This is a genomic window from Streptomyces sp. 11-1-2, from assembly GCF_003595545.1.
Taxonomy (GTDB): Bacteria; Actinomycetota; Actinomycetes; order Streptomycetales; family Streptomycetaceae; genus Streptomyces; species Streptomyces hygroscopicus_B.
Genome location: NZ_CP022545.1, coordinates 7,491,962 through 7,508,672, shown reverse-complemented (window position 1 = coordinate 7,508,672; position 16,711 = coordinate 7,491,962). Strand labels below are relative to the sequence as shown.

Annotated in this window: 14 protein-coding genes; 7 read left to right on the top strand and 7 right to left on the bottom strand. The window is 70.3% G+C overall.

What is annotated here, in order from left to right; all coding sequences use genetic code 11:
• The first annotated feature begins 5 nt into the window (after positions 1-5).
• Positions 6-200 (top strand): hypothetical protein, encoded by a 195-nt coding sequence (locus tag CGL27_RS32405; protein WP_078643778.1) that lies wholly within the window; start codon positions 6-8, stop codon positions 198-200.
• A 186-nt stretch (positions 201-386) separates the two neighbouring features.
• Here CGL27_RS32405 and CGL27_RS32400 read toward each other — a convergent pair whose 3' ends face one another.
• Positions 387-1,826, bottom strand: coding sequence for a cation:dicarboxylase symporter family transporter (locus CGL27_RS32400; RefSeq protein ID WP_119991536.1), 1,440 nt, complete (start codon positions 1,824-1,826; stop codon positions 387-389).
• Positions 1,827-1,990: 164 nt separating this feature from the next.
• Here CGL27_RS32400 and CGL27_RS32395 point away from each other — a divergent pair, with 164 nt between their 5' ends.
• Positions 1,991-3,613, top strand: a complete 1,623-nt coding sequence (locus CGL27_RS32395) for a sensor histidine kinase (RefSeq protein ID WP_119994655.1) — start codon at positions 1,991-1,993, stop codon at positions 3,611-3,613.
• A gap of 623 nt (positions 3,614-4,236) precedes the next feature.
• On the top strand, positions 4,237-4,944 hold the full coding sequence (locus CGL27_RS32390) for a response regulator (protein ID WP_119991535.1): 708 nt from the start codon (positions 4,237-4,239) through the stop codon (positions 4,942-4,944).
• A gap of 7 nt (positions 4,945-4,951) precedes the next feature.
• Here the strand turns inward: CGL27_RS32390 and CGL27_RS32385 are convergent, their stop codons facing one another.
• Positions 4,952-5,458 (bottom strand): helix-turn-helix domain-containing protein, encoded by a 507-nt coding sequence (locus CGL27_RS32385; RefSeq protein ID WP_119991534.1) that lies wholly within the window; start codon positions 5,456-5,458, stop codon positions 4,952-4,954.
• 98 nt (positions 5,459-5,556) lie between these two features.
• Here CGL27_RS32385 and CGL27_RS32380 point away from each other — a divergent pair, with 98 nt between their 5' ends.
• The 4 genes from CGL27_RS32380 (at position 5,557) to CGL27_RS32365 (ending at position 9,959) form a co-directional block, all read left to right on the top strand.
• Positions 5,557-6,201, top strand: a complete 645-nt coding sequence (locus CGL27_RS32380) for a dihydrofolate reductase family protein (protein ID WP_119991533.1) — start codon at positions 5,557-5,559, stop codon at positions 6,199-6,201.
• A gap of 287 nt (positions 6,202-6,488) precedes the next feature.
• A complete protein-coding gene (locus tag CGL27_RS32375; RefSeq protein ID WP_119991532.1) occupies positions 6,489-7,490 on the top strand; it encodes a chitinase in 1,002 nt (333 codons plus the stop codon).
• A 162-nt stretch (positions 7,491-7,652) separates the two neighbouring features.
• Positions 7,653-9,029, top strand: coding sequence for an ABC transporter substrate-binding protein (locus CGL27_RS32370; RefSeq protein WP_119991531.1), 1,377 nt, complete (start codon positions 7,653-7,655; stop codon positions 9,027-9,029).
• 12 nt (positions 9,030-9,041) lie between these two features.
• Positions 9,042-9,959 carry a sugar ABC transporter permease gene (locus CGL27_RS32365; RefSeq protein WP_078643764.1) on the top strand — a complete coding sequence of 306 codons (918 nt, stop codon included), beginning with the start codon at positions 9,042-9,044 and terminating at the stop codon, positions 9,957-9,959.
• Between the two features lie 180 nt (positions 9,960-10,139).
• On the opposite strand, the gene CGL27_RS32360 is transcribed toward CGL27_RS32365, so the two are convergent.
• From CGL27_RS32360 to CGL27_RS32340, 5 genes are all read right to left on the bottom strand, one after another.
• Entirely contained in the window at positions 10,140-13,541 is a 3,402-nt protein-coding gene (locus tag CGL27_RS32360; protein ID WP_240450718.1) for a S8 family serine peptidase, read from the bottom strand.
• Positions 13,542-13,572: 31 nt separating this feature from the next.
• Positions 13,573-14,649, bottom strand: coding sequence for a CU044_5270 family protein (locus CGL27_RS32355; protein WP_119991530.1), 1,077 nt, complete (start codon positions 14,647-14,649; stop codon positions 13,573-13,575).
• Positions 14,646-15,290: an RNA polymerase sigma factor gene (locus CGL27_RS32350; protein WP_119991529.1), complete on the bottom strand. Its 645-nt coding sequence runs from the start codon at positions 15,288-15,290 to the stop codon at positions 14,646-14,648. Before CGL27_RS32350 ends, CGL27_RS32355 begins: the two co-directional genes overlap by 4 nt.
• A gap of 172 nt (positions 15,291-15,462) precedes the next feature.
• Complete coding sequence (locus CGL27_RS32345; RefSeq protein WP_119991528.1) at positions 15,463-15,699, bottom strand: DUF397 domain-containing protein; 237 nt, start codon at positions 15,697-15,699, stop codon at positions 15,463-15,465.
• 3 nt (positions 15,700-15,702) lie between these two features.
• Positions 15,703-16,692, bottom strand: coding sequence for a helix-turn-helix transcriptional regulator (locus tag CGL27_RS32340; RefSeq protein WP_240450717.1), 990 nt, complete (start codon positions 16,690-16,692; stop codon positions 15,703-15,705).
• Positions 16,693-16,711 lie beyond the last annotated feature (19 nt).

The window sequence follows — 16,711 nt, the reverse complement described above, 5'->3', positions numbered from 1 at the left end:
GGCTCATGACCACGGCTGAAGGAACACGAAGCACACCTCGGATCGGCGAGCTCGTCTACGACCTCGAACGCGAGGCCATGGGCCGCGTCGCCTACGTCGACACCGGCGGCAACATCGCCTGGGTCAAACCCCTGCACGAGGGCCCCGAATGGACCGCCCTCCCGGAACAGCTACGCCGCGCGCCGGACGGCCAGCGCTGAGGCGCCTTCGGCGCCGAAAGGACCGCCAAAGGGCAGTGGCGGCGTAGCCAACGGCGGCGTCTCGCGTCTTCCAACGGGGGGAAGACGCGGGGCGCCATTCGCCGTGTGTGCGCAACGTATGCGCCCGTGAAACGCCCGCGGCCCTGCCCCGATTCAGGAGGGCAGGGCCGCGGCGCGCACAAAGTGTCAGGCGGGCACGTGCTCCTTCGCCGGGTCACCGTCACGCCGCTCGGGGAGGGACTTGCCCTCGGCCCCGTCGGAGTCGTCGGCGGCCGGGCCGTGGCCGCCGCCGTGGCGCGCGAAGCCCTCGGCGTCGAACGGCAGCCGTCCGCCCAGGACTTCGTTCATCCGCTCCTTGTCGATCTCCTTGGTCCAGGTGCCGACCAGGACGGTCGCGACCGCGTTGCCCGCGAAGTTGGTGAGGGCGCGGGCCTCGCTCATGAAGCGGTCGATGCCGACGATGAGGCCGACGCCGTCGACCAGTTCGGGCCGGTGCGACTGCAGACCGCCCGCCAGCGTCGCCATGCCCGCGCCGGTCACACCGGCGGCGCCCTTCGACGCGACGATCATGAAGACGAGGAGGGATATCTGCTGGCCTATGGAGAGCGGCTCGCCCATGGCCTCGGCGATGAACAGCGAGGACATGGTCAGATAGATGGCGGTGCCATCCAGGTTGAACGAGTAGCCGGTGGGGACGGTGATGCCGACGACCGGCCTGCTGACCCCCGCGTGCTCCATCTTCGCGATGAGCAGCGGCAGCGCCGACTCGGAGGACGAGGTCGACAGGATCAGCAGGAACTCTCGCGCCAGGTACTTCAGCAGCAGGAAGATGTTCACGCCCGCGACCAGCCGCAGGATCGTCCCGAGGACGAGGAACACGAACAGCACACAGGTCACGTAGAAGCCGACCATGATGACCGCGAGCGCCTTGAGCGCATCAAGGCCGGTCTCGCCGACCACGGCGGCAATCGCGCCGAAGGCGCCGACCGGGGCGGCCCACATGACCATCGACAGCAGCTTGAAGACGAGCTGCTGTATGTGGCCTATGCCGCGCAGCACCGGCTGGCCGGCCTTGCCCATCGCCTGCAGGGCGAAGCCCGCGAGGAGGGCCACGAACAGGGTCTGCAGCACCTCGCCCTCGGTGAAGGCGGAGACCAGCGTCTTCGGGATGATCCCGAGCAGGAAGTCCGCCGTCGACTCGGAGGCGCCCTCGGCCTGGCTCTGCCCGGCCTGGGCCGCGTCATGGCTCATGTGCAGGCCGCTGCCCGGCTCGAGGAAGTTGCCGACGACCAGGCCGATGGCGAGGGCCACGGTCGACATCACCATGAAGTAGCCGAGCGCGAGACCGCCGACCGCGCCGACCTTCGCGGCCTTGCGCACCGAGCCGACCCCGAGCACGATCGTGCAGAAGATGATCGGGGAGATCAGCATCTTGATCAGGTTGACGAAGCCTTCGCCGATCGGCTTGAGCTCCACCGCCGTATCGGGGGCCACAAAGCCCACCAGGATGCCGAGCGCCACCGCGCCGATGACGGCGAGGTAGAGGTAGTGAATCCTTTCCTTCTTCGGCTTCGTCCCATCCGGCTCCGTACGCCCGGATGCGGGCGGCGTGGTGTCCGCAGCCACGGTGCTGCCTCCTTCTGATCTGCCGTCCAACTGTCCCGGCGCTGTACTGTGTGCGGCTCGCACACCGCCTTGAACGGTCCCGGCGACTATGCCCCACCCCTGTGACGGGGGTCACCCTTCCGTTCATTTCGTTCATACAAAGATGCGTGTGCAGACTGATGTCCATGCGCATCCCCCACCCCCGGAGCCTGGCCGGCCAGCTCTTCGCGATGCAGGTCGTACTGGTCGCCGCCCTGGTGGCCGGATGTGCCGTCTTCGCCTACGTCACCGACCGCGAGCAGGCGGTGGTGGCCGCGCGGCAGCGGGCGACGGCCGCCGCGGTGGCCGTCGCCGACTCCCCGTCGGTCGCCGAGGCCGCACGGTCCAAGGACCCCACCGCCCGGCTCCAGCCGTATGCGGAGAAGGTGCGCCGGGACACCGACGTCACCTTCGTCACGATCATGGATACCCACGGTGTGCGCTGGGCGCACCCCGATCCGCGCCAGATCGGCGCCACCTACCTCGGCCACATCAAGCCCGCGCTGCGTGGCCGGATCTTCGCCGAGACCTATACCGGCACGCTCGGCTCCTCCGTGCGCGTGGTCGCCCCGGTGCGCGACGACCGCGCCGGGGGCCGGATCACCGCGCTGGTCAGCGCGGGCATCACCGTGGACACCATCAGCGCCCAGGTGCGCCGGCAGCTACTCGCGCTGCTCGGTGTGGCGGCGGCCGCGCTCGCGCTCGGCGGCCTGTGCGCGTATGTCATCAACGCCCGGCTGCGCCGCCATACGCACGGGATGAACGCGGACGAGCTGAGCCGGATGCACGACTACCACCAGGCCGCGCTGCACGCCGTGCGCGAGGGGCTGCTGATGCTCGACGGCGGGCGGCGGATCGCGCTGATCAACGACGGCGGGCGGGAGCTGCTCGGCCTGCCCGAGGACTCCGTCGGCCGCTACGTCTCCGACCTGGGCCTGCCGCCCGCGCTGACCGGCGCCCTGCTGGCCACCGAGCCGCGCGTGGACGAGCTGCATCTGACCGCGGAACGGGTGGTGGTCCTCAATACCTCCCCGGTGAGCAGCGGCGAACAGCGCGGCACGGTCGTCACCCTGCGCGACCACACCGAGCTCCAGGCGCTCTCCGGCGAGCTGGACTCGGTGCGCGGCTTCGCGGAGGCGCTGCGCTCCCAGGCCCATGAGGCCGCGAATCGGCTGCATGCCGTCGTCTCGCTGATCGAACTGGGCCGGGAGGACGAGGCGGTCGACTTCGCCACCGCCGAGCTGGAGCTGGCCCAGGCGCTGACCGACCAGGTGGTGGGGGCGGTCGCCGAACCGGTGCTGGCCGCGCTGCTGCTGGGCAAGGCGGCACAGGCCAACGAACGCGGCGTCGAACTCGTCCTCGCCCCCGACAGCCGCATCGACGACGGCGTCCTCCCGCCCGGTCTGCCCGCCCGCGACCTGGTGACCATCCTCGGCAACCTCATCGACAACGCCACGGACGCGGCCGCGGAGGGCGTCGGCCACGGCGGGGCACCCCGCAGCGCCCGCGTCACGGTCACCGCCCGCACGGACGCCGGCGAGCTGACGCTGAGCGTCGCGGACACCGGGGCCGGGCTGGACCCGGCGGCGATCGAGGAGGTCTTCCGGCGCGGCTGGAGCACGAAGTCCCAGGGTCGCGGCCTGGGCCTGGCCCTGGTCCGCCAGGCCGCCCGCCGCAACGCGGGCACGGTGGAGGTGTCGGCCGCCCCGGACGGCGGCGCCGAATTCACGGTCCGCCTGCCTCTGGCAACCCCGGCCGCCACACCATGAGCCCCTTCACGGCCCCGGGCAACCCACCGGCCGACCGGCCCGCGCCCGGGGCCCAGGCGCCCCCGAGCGGGCCCGGCCGGACGGCCACCCGGCCGAGCACCGCGTGTCAGCACGGCGCGCCGCACCCGCCGAAGCCCCGCCCGGCATCGGCGCGCCACCGGTGCGGGGGCACGGCTCCCCGGGCGCGGCGCCACCCGCCACCCCCGCCGCCGGGCGGCCCTGTCCAGCCGCGCACGGACGGGACGCGGGGCGGCCAAGGCCCCGGCGGGACCGGCCCGCCCGACCCAGCGCCGACCGCCGCACGGCACACCACCCAGCCCGGTACCGGGAGCGGCCGCCCGGCCTCCTCGCGCGAACCGACGCCACATCCCGCCACAGCCACTCGACACCCACCGGACGACCGCGAGCCCGGGGCGGCCCGCCACCCCCGGCCGCGGCCGGGGCCATTTTCAGCCGCGCATGGGCGGGGACCCGGTGGGCAAACGCCCCGGCACGAGCGGTAGGGGAATCATCACCGTAGAGATCTGGCCACCTGCGGTTACCCTCCGTAAATTGGAGCCCTGAGCTTCCGCGCGCATCGCGTTCCGCACCTCGTCCGAGAGTCATCCGAGAGGAATCCGTCCATGAGCCCGCCGCAGGCGAAACCGGGGGATCCGGCGCCGATCCGGGTTCTCGTCGTCGAAGACGACCCCGTCGCGGCGGACGCGCACCGGATGTACGTCGACCGCGTCCCCGGCTTCGCCGTCGTCGGGACCGCGCGGAGCGGCGGGGACGCCCAGCGGCTGCTGGAGCGCACGCCCGCCGATCTGCTGCTGCTGGACCTCTACCTCCCCGACGGGCACGGCCTGCAGCTCGTACGGGCGCTGCGCGCGGCCGGGAACGGGGCGGATGTGATCGCGGTCACCTCGGCCCGGGACCTGGCGATGGTCCGCGACGGGGTCTCCCTGGGGGTCGTGCAGTACGTGCTGAAACCGTTCACCTTCTCCACCCTCCGGGACCGCCTCCTCCGGTACGCCGAGTTCCGGTCGACCGCGGGCGAGGCCAGCGGGCAGGACGAGGTGGACCGGGCGCTGGCCGCGCTGCGGGCGCCGCAGCCCGCCGCGATGCCCAAGGGGCTGACCCAGGCGACCCTGCACGCGGTCACCGAGGCGCTGCGCGGCGCGGAGGAGGGAATCTCGGCCGCGGCCACCGCCGAGACCGTGGGGATCTCCCGGATCACCGCCCGCCGCTACCTGGAACACCTGGTGGAGGCGGGACGCGCCGCCCGCGCCCCGCACTACGGACAGATCGGCCGCCCCGAACTGCTGTACCGCTGGCTCAGCGAGCACTGAGCGAGCGCTAGGAGCGGCTGCCTCCGGCCGCGATCGCGGCTTCGTACGCTTGCTGCAACCGCTCCGAAGCGGTGGGGCTCTTCGGGTTTTCGCGAGTGACGCCGAGGTGGAGCTCGCGCAGTTCGTCCATGAGCTCATTGACGAGGTGCGGGGAGCCCTCCGCGAGGAGTCGGGCTCGCACCGCGAGCTCGGGGGTTGTGGGCCGGTGCCGCAACCCCCACGCGCCGAGGGCGACCATCACCGGGAGAGTCTGGATGCCGGCTTCGGTGAGGGTGTAGGTCGCTTTCTGGCCACGCGTGGCATCGTCGCGGCTGAGCAGCCCTCCCTCGACGAGCTTGCGCAGGCGGCTGGCGAGGATGTTGGACGCGATGCCCTCATCGTTCCGGGTCAGCAGATCGCGGAAGTGACGACGTCCACCGAAGATCACGTCGCGCAGCACGATCAGCGTCCACGGGTCCCCCAGGACCTCCACCGCGGCGTTGATCGCACAACCCGAACGCGGCTCCTCACGCATCGCGCACACACCTCCCGACTGATTGCAACCCGCAACTCCTCCATCGTAGAGTTCATCAACCAGTTGCAGTTCGCAATCACTCACCGGAGGTGGACCGCATGGCCAAGGTCCGAGTGCACAACTTCTTCGTCTCCCTCGACGGCTACAGCGCGGGCGAGACGATCACGCTCGACAAACCCATCGGGGACGCCGAGAGACTGTTCGCGCGCTTCGACGGGCGGTTCATCCACGGCGTGGACGTCGCGAATGAACCGATCACCCTCGATCGCGCTCTCACGAGCACCTGGGGTCAGGGCATCGGGGTCGAGATCATGGGCCGGGGCAAGTTCGGCCCACAGACCGGCGAGTGGACCGACGACGACTGGCGAGGCTGGTGGGGCGACGCACCCCCCTTCCGCACGCCCGTGGTAGTGCTCACCCACCATCGACGTGACCCCATCCACTTCGACAACGGGACGAGCTTCCACTTCCTCGACGCCACGCCCGAGGACGCACTCGCCTACGCCCAGGACCTCGCCGACGGCCAGGACGTGCGCATCGGTGGCGGCCCCTCCACCGTCCGGCAGTTCCTGACGGCCGACCTCATCGACTTCATGCACCTGGTCACCGTGCCCATCACCCTCGGCGCCGGGGTCTCGGTGTGGGACGGACTGGCCGAAGTCCAGGACCGCTTCACCATCGAGTCGGCGACCTCGGCAAGCGGCGTCACCCACCACTTCTGGAATCGGCCCAGCACCCGGTAGACCCGGTCCGGCACCGCCCGGGCCGCCGCGACGAGCCACGCGCCCGGCAGCACCACGCCACACCCCGGCGGGGCCCGGGCACCACGCCACACCCCGGCGGGGGCCCGGGCACCACGGATCACACGCCGCCGGATCACACGCCGCCGGATCACCCACCACCCCCGCCCGATAGGAAAGTTTCCTATCCGACATCTTGTCGCGGGCATGCCGCCTCGCTAGGTTCAGCCTCGCCAGATCGCGCCTCGCTCGACTTCCCTCCCACCCCCCACCAGGAGGCTCCGTCAGCCATGCCTCGTTCCCGGCATCACCGCAGACTCGCCCTCGCCGCCGCTGTCGGCCTGCTCGCCGCGGGCGTCACCACGGCGGCCACCGCCCAGGCCGCGCCGCAGCACACCGCCGCCGCGCCCAGCGGCCTCAACGGCCCCTACCTCTACCTGGGTTGGGGCTCCCCGCCCAAGGCCACGGACGTCATGTCGGCCACCGGCACCCAGCAGTTCACCATGGCGTTCATGCTCTCCGACGGCGGCTGCAACCCCAAGTGGGACGGCTCCCGTGCGCTCACCGGCGGCAACGACCAGTCCACGATCAACTCCATCCGCTCGGCGGGCGGCGATGTCACCGTCTCCTTCGGCGGCTGGAGCGGTAACAAGCTGGGCGAGAAGTGCTCCTCCGCCTCCGCCCTCGCCGGCGCCTACCAGAAGGTCATCGACGCCTACCAGCTCAAGTCGATCGACATCGACATCGAAGCGAGCGAGTTCGAGAACGCGACGGTCCGCCAGCGCGTGGTCGACGCGCTCAAGACGGTCAAGCAGAAGAACAGCGGCATCAAGGTGTACGTCACCTTCGGCACCACCACGTCCGGCCCCGACGCCAATGGAAAGGACCTGGTCAAGCGCGGTGCCACGGCCGGGCTCGACGTGGACGGCTGGGCGGTCATGCCGTTCGACTTCGGCCAGGGCTCCATCGACATGGCGGGGGCCACCAAGTCGGCGGTGGACGGTCTGAAGAACACCGTGGCGAGCGCCTACGGCCTCTCCTCCGACGCCGCCTACCGCAAGGTCGGCTTCTCCTCGATGAACGGCAAGACCGACGTCGCGGGCGAGACCATATCCCTGAACAACTTCAAGGACATGGTGTCCTACGCCAAGAGCCACCACCTGGCCCGCGTCAGCTTCTGGTCGCTCAACCGCGACCGCAAGTGCGGCTCCGGCACGGACGGCGACGCCTGCAGCGGGATCGACCAGGGCACGTACGACTTCACCAAGGTCCTCGCGGGTTACAACGGCTGAGTCCGGCTGCCACCGGCTGGGCCACGCCCCCGTACGCCCGGGGCGTACCCCCGCGGCGGCGTTCGATCAAGTGACGATCCAGGTCACGGGGATTGACCTTCCGTTGAAGCCGACCTTACGGTCAGCGCGCAGCCCACAGAGGCCAGCAAGGAGGTCGTGCCCGTGCGCCCCACCGCCCCACTGATCCTCGCCGCCACCCTCGCCGCCACCGCAGGACTCACATCCTGCGGTGGCGGTTCGGGCAGCGACCCGGACACCGTCAAGGTCGTCTACAACCGCTCCACGGACAACAAGATCCGCTTCAAGGACAACCATCTGGCCGAGGTGAAGAAGCAGTTCGAGAAGGCCAACCCCGGCAAGAAGGTCAAGCTGGTCCCGATCCAGGCGCAGGACAACGACTACGCCACCAAGGTCCAGCAGATGATGCGGTCCCCCAAGACCGCCCCCGACCTGGTCTACGAGGACACCTTCCGGATCAACTCGGACATCAAGGCGGGCTATCTGCGCCCCCTCGACGACTATCTGGCCAAGTGGAAGACCTGGGACCAGTTCGTCGACACCGCGAAGGCGGCGGCCAAGGCCGAGGACGGCAAGACGTACGGCGTCCCGGACGGCACCGACACCCGTGGCCTCTGGTTCAACAAGAAGATCTTTGCCAAGGCCGGGCTGCCGGCCGACTGGTCGCCCAAGAACTGGGACGACATCCTCAAGGCGGCGCGCACGATCAAGCAGAAGGTCCCCGGCGTCACCCCGCTCAACACCTACACCGGCAAGGCCCCGGGCGAGACCTCCGTGATGCAGAGCTTCGAGATGCTGCTGTACGGCACGGGCGAGGCGGGCGGAAACCCGCTCTACGACCCCGACGCCAAGAAGTGGGTCACCGGTGGCAAGGGCTTCCAGGACGCCCTGGGCTTCCTCCGGACCGTCTACTCCGAGAAACTCGGCCCGGACATCTCCGACGCCCTCGATCCCAACGTCGGCACGACCGTCTTCAGCGAATGGCTCCCCGAGGGCAAGCTGGCCATCGCCCTCGACGGCTCCTGGCTGGGCCAGAACTGGCTGAAGACCGGCGGCAAGCCCTGGCCCGAGTGGTCCAAGACCCTCGGCCAGGCCCCGATGCCCACCCAGAACGGGCAGGCGCCCGGCCAGGTCAGCATGTCCGGCGGCTGGACGTGGGCGATCACCGCGAAGTCCAAGAACCCCGATCTGGCCTGGAAGTTCATCCAGCAGCTCCAGACCAAGGACAACGCGGTCACCTGGGACATCGTCGACGCCCAGATCGCGGTCCGCAAGGACGTCGCGCAGGACCCGAAGTACACCTCCTCCATGCCCGGGATCACCTTCTTCACGGGCCTGGTGAAGTACACCCACTACCGCCCCACCACCCCCGTCTATCCCCAGGTGTCCACGGCGATCGGCGAGGCCATGGAGGCGGCGACGGCCGGCGGCTCCTCACCGGAGAAGGCCGCGAAGTCCTACGACGACCAGCTCAAATCCATCGCCGACGGCGCCACGGTGGCGGCGAGCGGCCAGGGCTGAGGGCCGCCCCCGATGGCAACCGCGACCAAAGTGGCGGCGGCCCCGACGGACACCCCGGCCCGGCCGGGTCCCCGTCGCGGCCGCCCCCTGCGCTGGCTTCCGCTCGCCCCCGCCACCGTCATGCTGCTGCTCTTCCTCGGTGGCCCCATCGCGTACTGCGTCTATATCGCCTTCACCAATATGCAGCTCACGGGCGCGTCCTCCACGGACTTCGTGGGGCTGGACAACTTCCAGCGCGCCTTCGGGGACGACGACTTCCGCAACGCCGTCGTCCTCACCCTCGTCTTCACCCTGCTCTCCTCCCTCGTCGGCCAGAACACCCTGGGCCTGGCCCTCGCCGCCCTGATGCAGCGCGCCTCCCGGCCGGTGCGGACACTGACCGGCGCGATCGTCATCGCGGCCTGGGTCGTCCCCGAGATCGTGGCGGGCTTCCTGCTGTACGCGTTCTTCCGCCGCGAGGGCACGCTGAACGCGCTGCTGGACTGGCTGGGCCTGCCGTCCCAGAACTGGCTCTACACCCTGCCCATCCTCGCCGTGTCCTTCGCCAACGTCTGGCGCGGCACGGCCTTCTCGATGCTCGTCTACTCCGCCGCCCTCTCCGAGATCCCCAAGGAGATCACCGAGGCGGCGGAGGTCGACGGCGCGGGCGGCTTCCGCCGCTTCTGGCACATCACCCTGCCGATGATCCGCCGCTCCATCGGCACCAATCTGATGCTGAACACCCTGCAGACGCTGTCGGTGTTCGGCCTCATCTGGGCGATGACCCGGGGCGGCCCGGGAAACCGCAGCCAGACGCTCCCGGTCTTCATGTACGACCAGGCGTTCAACAAGTCCCTCATCGGCTACGGCACGGCAGTGGCGCTGCTGTTGCTGCTGGTCGGAGCCCTGTTCTCGATGGTGTACCTGCGGCTGATGCGCGAGGAGGTCTGAACCCCACCCTGAACTCCGCCCCGCACTCGGCCCCGAACCCCGCCGGGGTGATGGACCCGGCCGGGTCCCCGGTGGCGGCTACCCTTCCGTCCGCACGCCGAGGCCGGACCCGGGGGCCGCGAGCGCGGGCCCCCGTCAGCGTGTTGCTCACGGGGGCCGCGCTCGCTCCTAGCGGTTCGGTCAGGAGAGCAGATACGCCTTCAGGATCGTCACGGCGTACGTGTTGCCGTCGGTGTCGGTCAGGTCGGCCTTGAAGGAGACCGACGTGGCGTCCTTCGGGTGGGTCAGGTCCAGGCTCCGCTTGCCATCCGTGGTGGTCACCGGTCCTTTGGTCCAGGTCGCGCCCTCGTCGTAGGACACCTGCACCGCAAGCGACTTGAGGTGCGTGGCGGCCGGGCCCTGGAGGGAGAGCGGGACGGTGATCCGGCTGCCCGCCTTCGCTGTACTGGCCGTCGTCAGCTCCGGGTGGAAGCGAACGGTGGACAGGGGCAGGGACGCGGTCTCCGAGCCGTTCGGCTTCGCGGAGGTGAGGCTCCAGTCGGCGGTGAGACGGCTGGTGACACCGGCGACCTCGGCCGGGCGGGTCACGTCCGTGTGGATCGTGTACGGCGCCGAGGCGGCGGGAAGGCCGTCGGCCGTCTGGCAGAGGTCGCCATCGTTGTCGAGCAGTTTCCTGCCGCCCGCGGTGACGGTCGTGTGCTGCTCGCTCACCCGGGAGGAACCGGCGTGGCCGCCGCCGTCGGCGAAACTCGGGACGCACATGTCGAGCGTGTCACCGGAGCGGCGCGCGGTGTGGTCCTTGTCCACCGCCGGGCTGAACACGCCGACGTTGTAGGTCGATTCGTACGTCCGGCCCGGCCGGTACGACGTCGGCTGCTCCTCGGGGTAGAACACATCGGTGTCGTCGTCCGCGGCGGGACCCTGCTGGCTGACGCCGACCGTCCAGGGGAAGCCCTCGGGCGTGGTGACGTACGTCTTCGCGGTCGCCGGGAGCGCGAACGGTGCGCTGGTCGTGCCCAGGGACAGCTCCGGGCCCCTCCACAGCGCGTTGAGGACACCCTTGCGGTCCGGGGCGGACGAGCCGATGCGCCGCTTCAGCAGGGCCAGTTCGCTCGCTCGGGCCGTGCGCTGGTAGCCGGTGGGGAAGCGGTCGGGCAGGTTGTAGAGCAGGTTGTAGGTGGTACTGCCCTTCTGCCACAGGCCGCCGATCTGCGTGCTGAACTTCCCGGCGTCCGGGGACGGGCCCAGGGTCGCGGTGCGCAGCCCCTTGAAGGATTCGCCGTAGAACAGGGTGGCGTTGAGACCGCTGGGCGCGCCCAGGCGGTAGTTCAGATAGCCGGTGGCCATCTTCGCGCTCTCCGGGGCGGTGACCTCGACCGGCTTCGTCTCGCGGGCGTCGAAGGTGATCGTGGTGTCCTTGGTGACCGCGAGCTTCGGCTGGACGAGGAGCGAGGTGTCCGTGTCCTCGGACATCACCGTGTCCACCACATAGTCGCCCCGGGGGATACGCAGCTTGTAGACGCCCTTCGAGGTCTCCTGGTGGTCCTCCAACGCGGTGGTCCAGTAGTCGGTGGTGTAACTCTTGATCTCGGTCAGCGGCGAACTGACGGGCTTGCCCTGCCGGTCGAGGAACTTCAGGGTGACGTCGTACGCCTCGGCCTCGCGGATGACGCCGAAGGACGTCCGTACCTCCGTGTCGCCGCCCTGCGCGGTGGCGACCAGCACGCCCGAGTACGCGCCGTCCGGCCCCTCGGTGCGGGTGTCCGCGGTGAGGTCGACGCTCGCGGTGCCGCCCGCCGGGACGGTGAGTTGGCGTGCGCTGAGGCTGAAGAGACCGTCCGGGGCGGCCTTGCCCTCCGGGCCGGTCGCGGTGGCCGAGAGGTCCAGCGTGACCGGCTTCTCCCCGTGGTTGCGGTAGGTGATCCGCTTGGTGACCGGCTGGTCGTCGGTGTGCGGCCACATCTGCTTGCCGAAGGACACCGACGTCTGTTCGCCGACCACGCTCTGCGCGATCCCCCGGGCCACGTCGACCCGGCCGGTGCCCTGCTGGTACGCGTCGAGACCGGCGGTCGGCTTCGTGGAGGCGGTGAGCGCCTGCTTGATCCGCTGTCCGGTCCAGTCCGGGTGCTCCTGGGCCAGGATCGCGGCGGCGCCCGTGGCGTGCGGTGCCGCCATCGACGTACCGGACATGGCGACGTAGCCGTCCGCGGCCGGGTCCCCCATGTCGCCGTGCGCCGCCTTCGCCGAGACGATGTCCACGCCCGGCGCGGTGAGGTCCGGCTTCAGCGTGCTGTCGGCGGTCGGGCCGGTGCTGGAGAATTCGGCGATGCCGTCCTCGCCGTCGACGGCTCCGACGGTGAGCGCCGAATCCGCCGAGCCGGGGGTGCTGATGGTTCCGGCCGTGGGGCCGTCGTTGCCCGCCGAGGAGACGGTGAGCAGGTCCTTGTGCTCCGAGAGGGAGTTGACGGCCGTCTCGACCGGGTCCCGCCCCGGGGTGTCCAACTGGCCCAGGCTGAGGTTGGCGACCTTGGCGCCCTGGTCGGCGGCCCACTCCAGGCCCGCGATGACGCTGGAGTCGGTGCCCTCGCCGCTGTCGTTCAGCACCTTGGCGTTGAGGATCTCCGCGCCGGGCGCGACGCCCTTGTAGAGGCCACCGGACCGGGCGCCCGAGCCCGCCACCGTCGCCGCGACATGGGTGCCGTGACCGGCCCTGTCGTCGGTGCTCCCCGTTCCGGAGAAGTCCTTCGCCTCCGTCACCGCCTTTTCGAGGTCGGGGTGGGTGGTATCGATGCCGGAGTCCAGGACGGCGACCTTGACGCCCTTGCCGTCGTATCCGGCGTCCCAGGCGGTCGGCGCGCCGATCTGGGTGACGTTGTGGCTGACGTCCTTCGCCCCGGCCTTCGCCCCGGCCTTGGGCCCCGCCCGCCCCTTGAACCGGCCGTCCAGCCAGACGCGGGCGATCCCCGGGGCCGCCGTGCGGGCGTGCCCGGTACCGGCGGTCGCGGTGAGGGCCTGCCAGGCGCTGTCGGCGTCGGCCTTGCGCACGCTGAGCGCGGCGCCAGCCACGCTGGGCAGTTCGCGGCGTACGGTCACATCCGCCGCTGACAGCGCCGTCTTCGCCGCGTCCCTCTTCTTCGCGGCTTTCCCCTGGTACGACACGATCAGTGGCAGCGTCCCGCGACGGGCGTCGTCGTACCCGGCGCGCACGAGGCCGCTGATGTTGAACAGCCGCTTGTCCAGGGCGCCTTGGCCGATCAGGGCGGCGGCGTCGGACGGCAGGACGTAACTGTCGTCTCCGGAGCGGCGGACGGATACCGGGACGCCCTCGCGGCCGGGGGCGTGCTGGACGCCGATCACCTGGTTCTCGGCGTCCAGTCGGACCCGGTCCCCGGTGATCAGGGTGATGCTCCTGACCGGGGAACCGGTGCCGGACCCGGTGCCGGACCCGGTGCTGGTGGCGGCGCTCGCCGTCCGCACGCCGAGGCCGGCCCCGGGGGCCGCCAGCGCGGCCCCCGTCATCACTCCCGCGACCAGGAGAGCGGCCAGCGCGGCCGTGGAGGCCGTCGATGTGCTTTCGCGCACGCTCTTCGCCTGTTGCGCCTGTCGCTTCACGTCAGCCCGCCTGGGAAGGGAGCTGCTTGTTGCCGTCGACGACCGCGCGCTCGGTGATCGCGCTGGTGAAGAGGACGGTGCCGCGCTTGATCGGGCCGTCCTTGGGAGGCTGGGCCTGGACCGTGCGCTCACCGAGGAAGGCCAGGGTCTTCTTGTCGAAGATCCACTCTTCGCGCTGGCCATCGGCCTCGTTCAGCCTCGCCACCGCGACCCCATGACGGCCGGTGGCGTCGACCGCGTCGTCCACCGCGACCACGCCGGGGATCTTCGCGGCGGCCTTGTAGAGGGCGGGGGCGAGCTTGGCGGGCGGGTAGCTCTCGGTCAGCAGATCGCCGATGGCGACGAAGGCCGCCTGGTCGCGGGGAACCTCCTTGTCCCGGTTCTCGTCGACGTCCTGGTAGATCTTCCGCAGCAGCGCGTCGGGGTCCGTGGGCAGCTTCACCAGGGCGTTGTAGGCCGCGCTGATCGGGTGTTCACCGGCCAGGGTCATCCCCTTGTCGCCGGTCTGGCCCGGCTCGATCAGCCAGCCGTCCTTCCCGTCCGGGGACTGCCAGACCTGGCGGGAGTGCAGTTCCTCGCTCACCACCGTGGTCTTGTCGTCCACGGTCTTGGGGTAGGTGTTGGCCACCTTCGAGGCGATGTAGAGGAACTGCCCGTCGCGCACCGTGGGCCCGGAGGCGTCGTCGTTGGCGGCCAGCGAGATGCGGTCCAGCAGTTGGGGGGCGCCCTTGGCATGGGCGGTGCCGACCTGGGTGGTCAGCGCGGGGCCGGTGGCCAGGGGGGTCTTGCCGTCGCCGTCGTCACCACCGGCCAAGGCAAAGCCGGTGGCGACCACACCGGCCAGGGCGCAGGCCCCGACGGGCAGCAGGATCGTCCGGCGCAGGAACGGGTTGCGCTGCCGCGCGGGGGCGGCCGGGGTGCCGTTGGTGGTGCGGAGGTCGTCGTGGATCTGGGCCATCAGATGCTCCTTGTGGAACTCGTGGCGGCCCGCCGGCAGACCCCGCTCCTCGGCACCCAGGAACTCCTGGGTCTCCGGCCACTCAGCCGGATGCGGCTGGGAGGGGCTGGCGTGGTTCATCGGATTCCTTCCTCTGCGGACCGGATCGCGTGAGTGCGATCGCCCTTTACCTGCCGGGTGAGCGGAGTGAGTTCCCGTTTTTTGCGGCGCAGTTCGGCGTCGGCGAGTTTGCGCAGCTTGGTGCGGGCTCGGGACAGCCGGGAGCGGACGGTTCCGATGGGGATGCGGAGGGTTTCGGCGGCCTCGGCGTACTCCATGCCCTCCCAGAGGCAGAGGACGAGGACCTCGCGTTCGGCACGCTTGAGCGAACTCAGCGCGGTGAGGGTGGCGTTGATCCGGCGCCGGTCGTCCACGCGTCCGGCCGTCTCCTCGGCGTGGTCGGGTATCCGCAACGAGGCGGGCCCCGCCTCGGCGGCAGCGGCGGCAGCGGCCCGATAGCGCCGGTTGCTGCGGCAGTGGGTGCGGGCGACGTTGGTGGCGATGCCGAGGAGCCAGGGCCGCAGCGAGCCGCCTTCGGCGTCGACCGACGCATGGCGGCGCCACGCCTCCATGAACGTCGCCGACATCACGTCCTCGGCCACGGACCAGTCGGCGGTCAGCCGGAAGGCGTGGTTGTAGACGGTCCGCGCGTACGCGTCGAACAACTCCGCGAAGGTGTCTGGATCCCCGGCCCGTACCCGGGTTCGCATATCTGTGGTCACGCGTGTTGGCTGACCAGCTTGAGTACCGAGTTCCGGTGATGTGGGTCACAACGTGTTGGGTGCGGAGGGAATATGGCCGGGCGCACTGGGCGTACGCCCGGCCGCGCGTCGCGTGGCCTGGGCCTCCTGGGTGCCTGGCCTCCGGCCAGGGCTGGGGAGAGTGCGACGTTAGTTACGACGGAATAGGGGTGGACGCCGGTCCAACGCCGCACTCGTGCGATGACGACTCGGCGAACGCGGTGAGCGCTGTCTGGAAGTCCGCCCACGCGGCGGGGGTGACCCGGAGTATCGGGCCGCCGGGGTTCTTGGAGTCGCGTATCGCCACGATGTCGGGGACGTTCGTGGCCACCTCGACGCACTCTTCCTCTCCGCCGCTGTAGCTCGACTTACGGAAGACGAAGGTTGTCACAGCTCACAGTCCTTTGATGAGTGCCCCGATGAAGGCTCGGGACTCGGCCTCGGGCAGCGCGCCCCGCGCAGTCTCCTCGAACAGTCTTACGTGCTGCGCCGCGCCTTCGCCACCCTCAACCCATGTGGTGGAGAACGCCAATTCCAGGAACACCACGTCCATGGCGCCCGGCTCGGCGAACGAGAGAACGTTGAAGGAGCCCGCGAGCGCTCGAGTCATCCCCGCGCCGAAAGGAAGCACCTGAATCGTGACATTGGGACGCTCGCTCCAGTCGAGGAGGCTCGCCAACTGCTTCCGCAGCATCTCGGGCTCGCCGCCGGGAACACGCAGCGCCGCCTCCGAAATGATGACCCAGAGGGCGAGCGGCTTGTCCCCGGAAAGCCGCTGCTGACGAGCAGCCCTGGAGGCGACGAACGCCTCGACCTGATCGGGGTGATCATCTGGAACCCACTCACGTCGCAACGACCGAATGTAGTCCGGGGTTTGGAGCAGCCCAGGAATGAGCGACACCTGCCATGCCTTGACAGCCGTGGCCGCGTTCTCAAGGGGTACGTATTCCCGCATCGTCCTTGTGAGTGCGACATCGTTCCACCAACCCTTCGCCTTGCGGCGTTCGCGGTCGATGCGCGCCAACTCCAGCAGCGGGCCTACGGTCTCAGCGTCCGTCGCACCGTAGAGCTCACAGAGCGCTCGGACATCCGGGTCCCGGACCGGAACCCACCCGCCCTCCATCTTGGCGACCTTGCCCGTCGAAGCGCTCAGCGCCTTCGCCGCGTGCGTCTGCGTCAGGCCCGCTCTGGTCCGGAGGCTCATCAGCTCGGCGCCCAGTCTCCTCCCCAAGACGCTTGATGTGCTGTTCCCTTGGGTGGACTGACCCTCTGTCACCGTGAACCTCTCCTCCGTGATGTGACGCCAGTGTGGAGCGTAGCGAAGCACCCCCGCAAGCGAGATCGGTTGAATTTTCCTCAGTGGAGTTGAACTGATCAGCGCCACGGGGCTACGGTCCGTGATG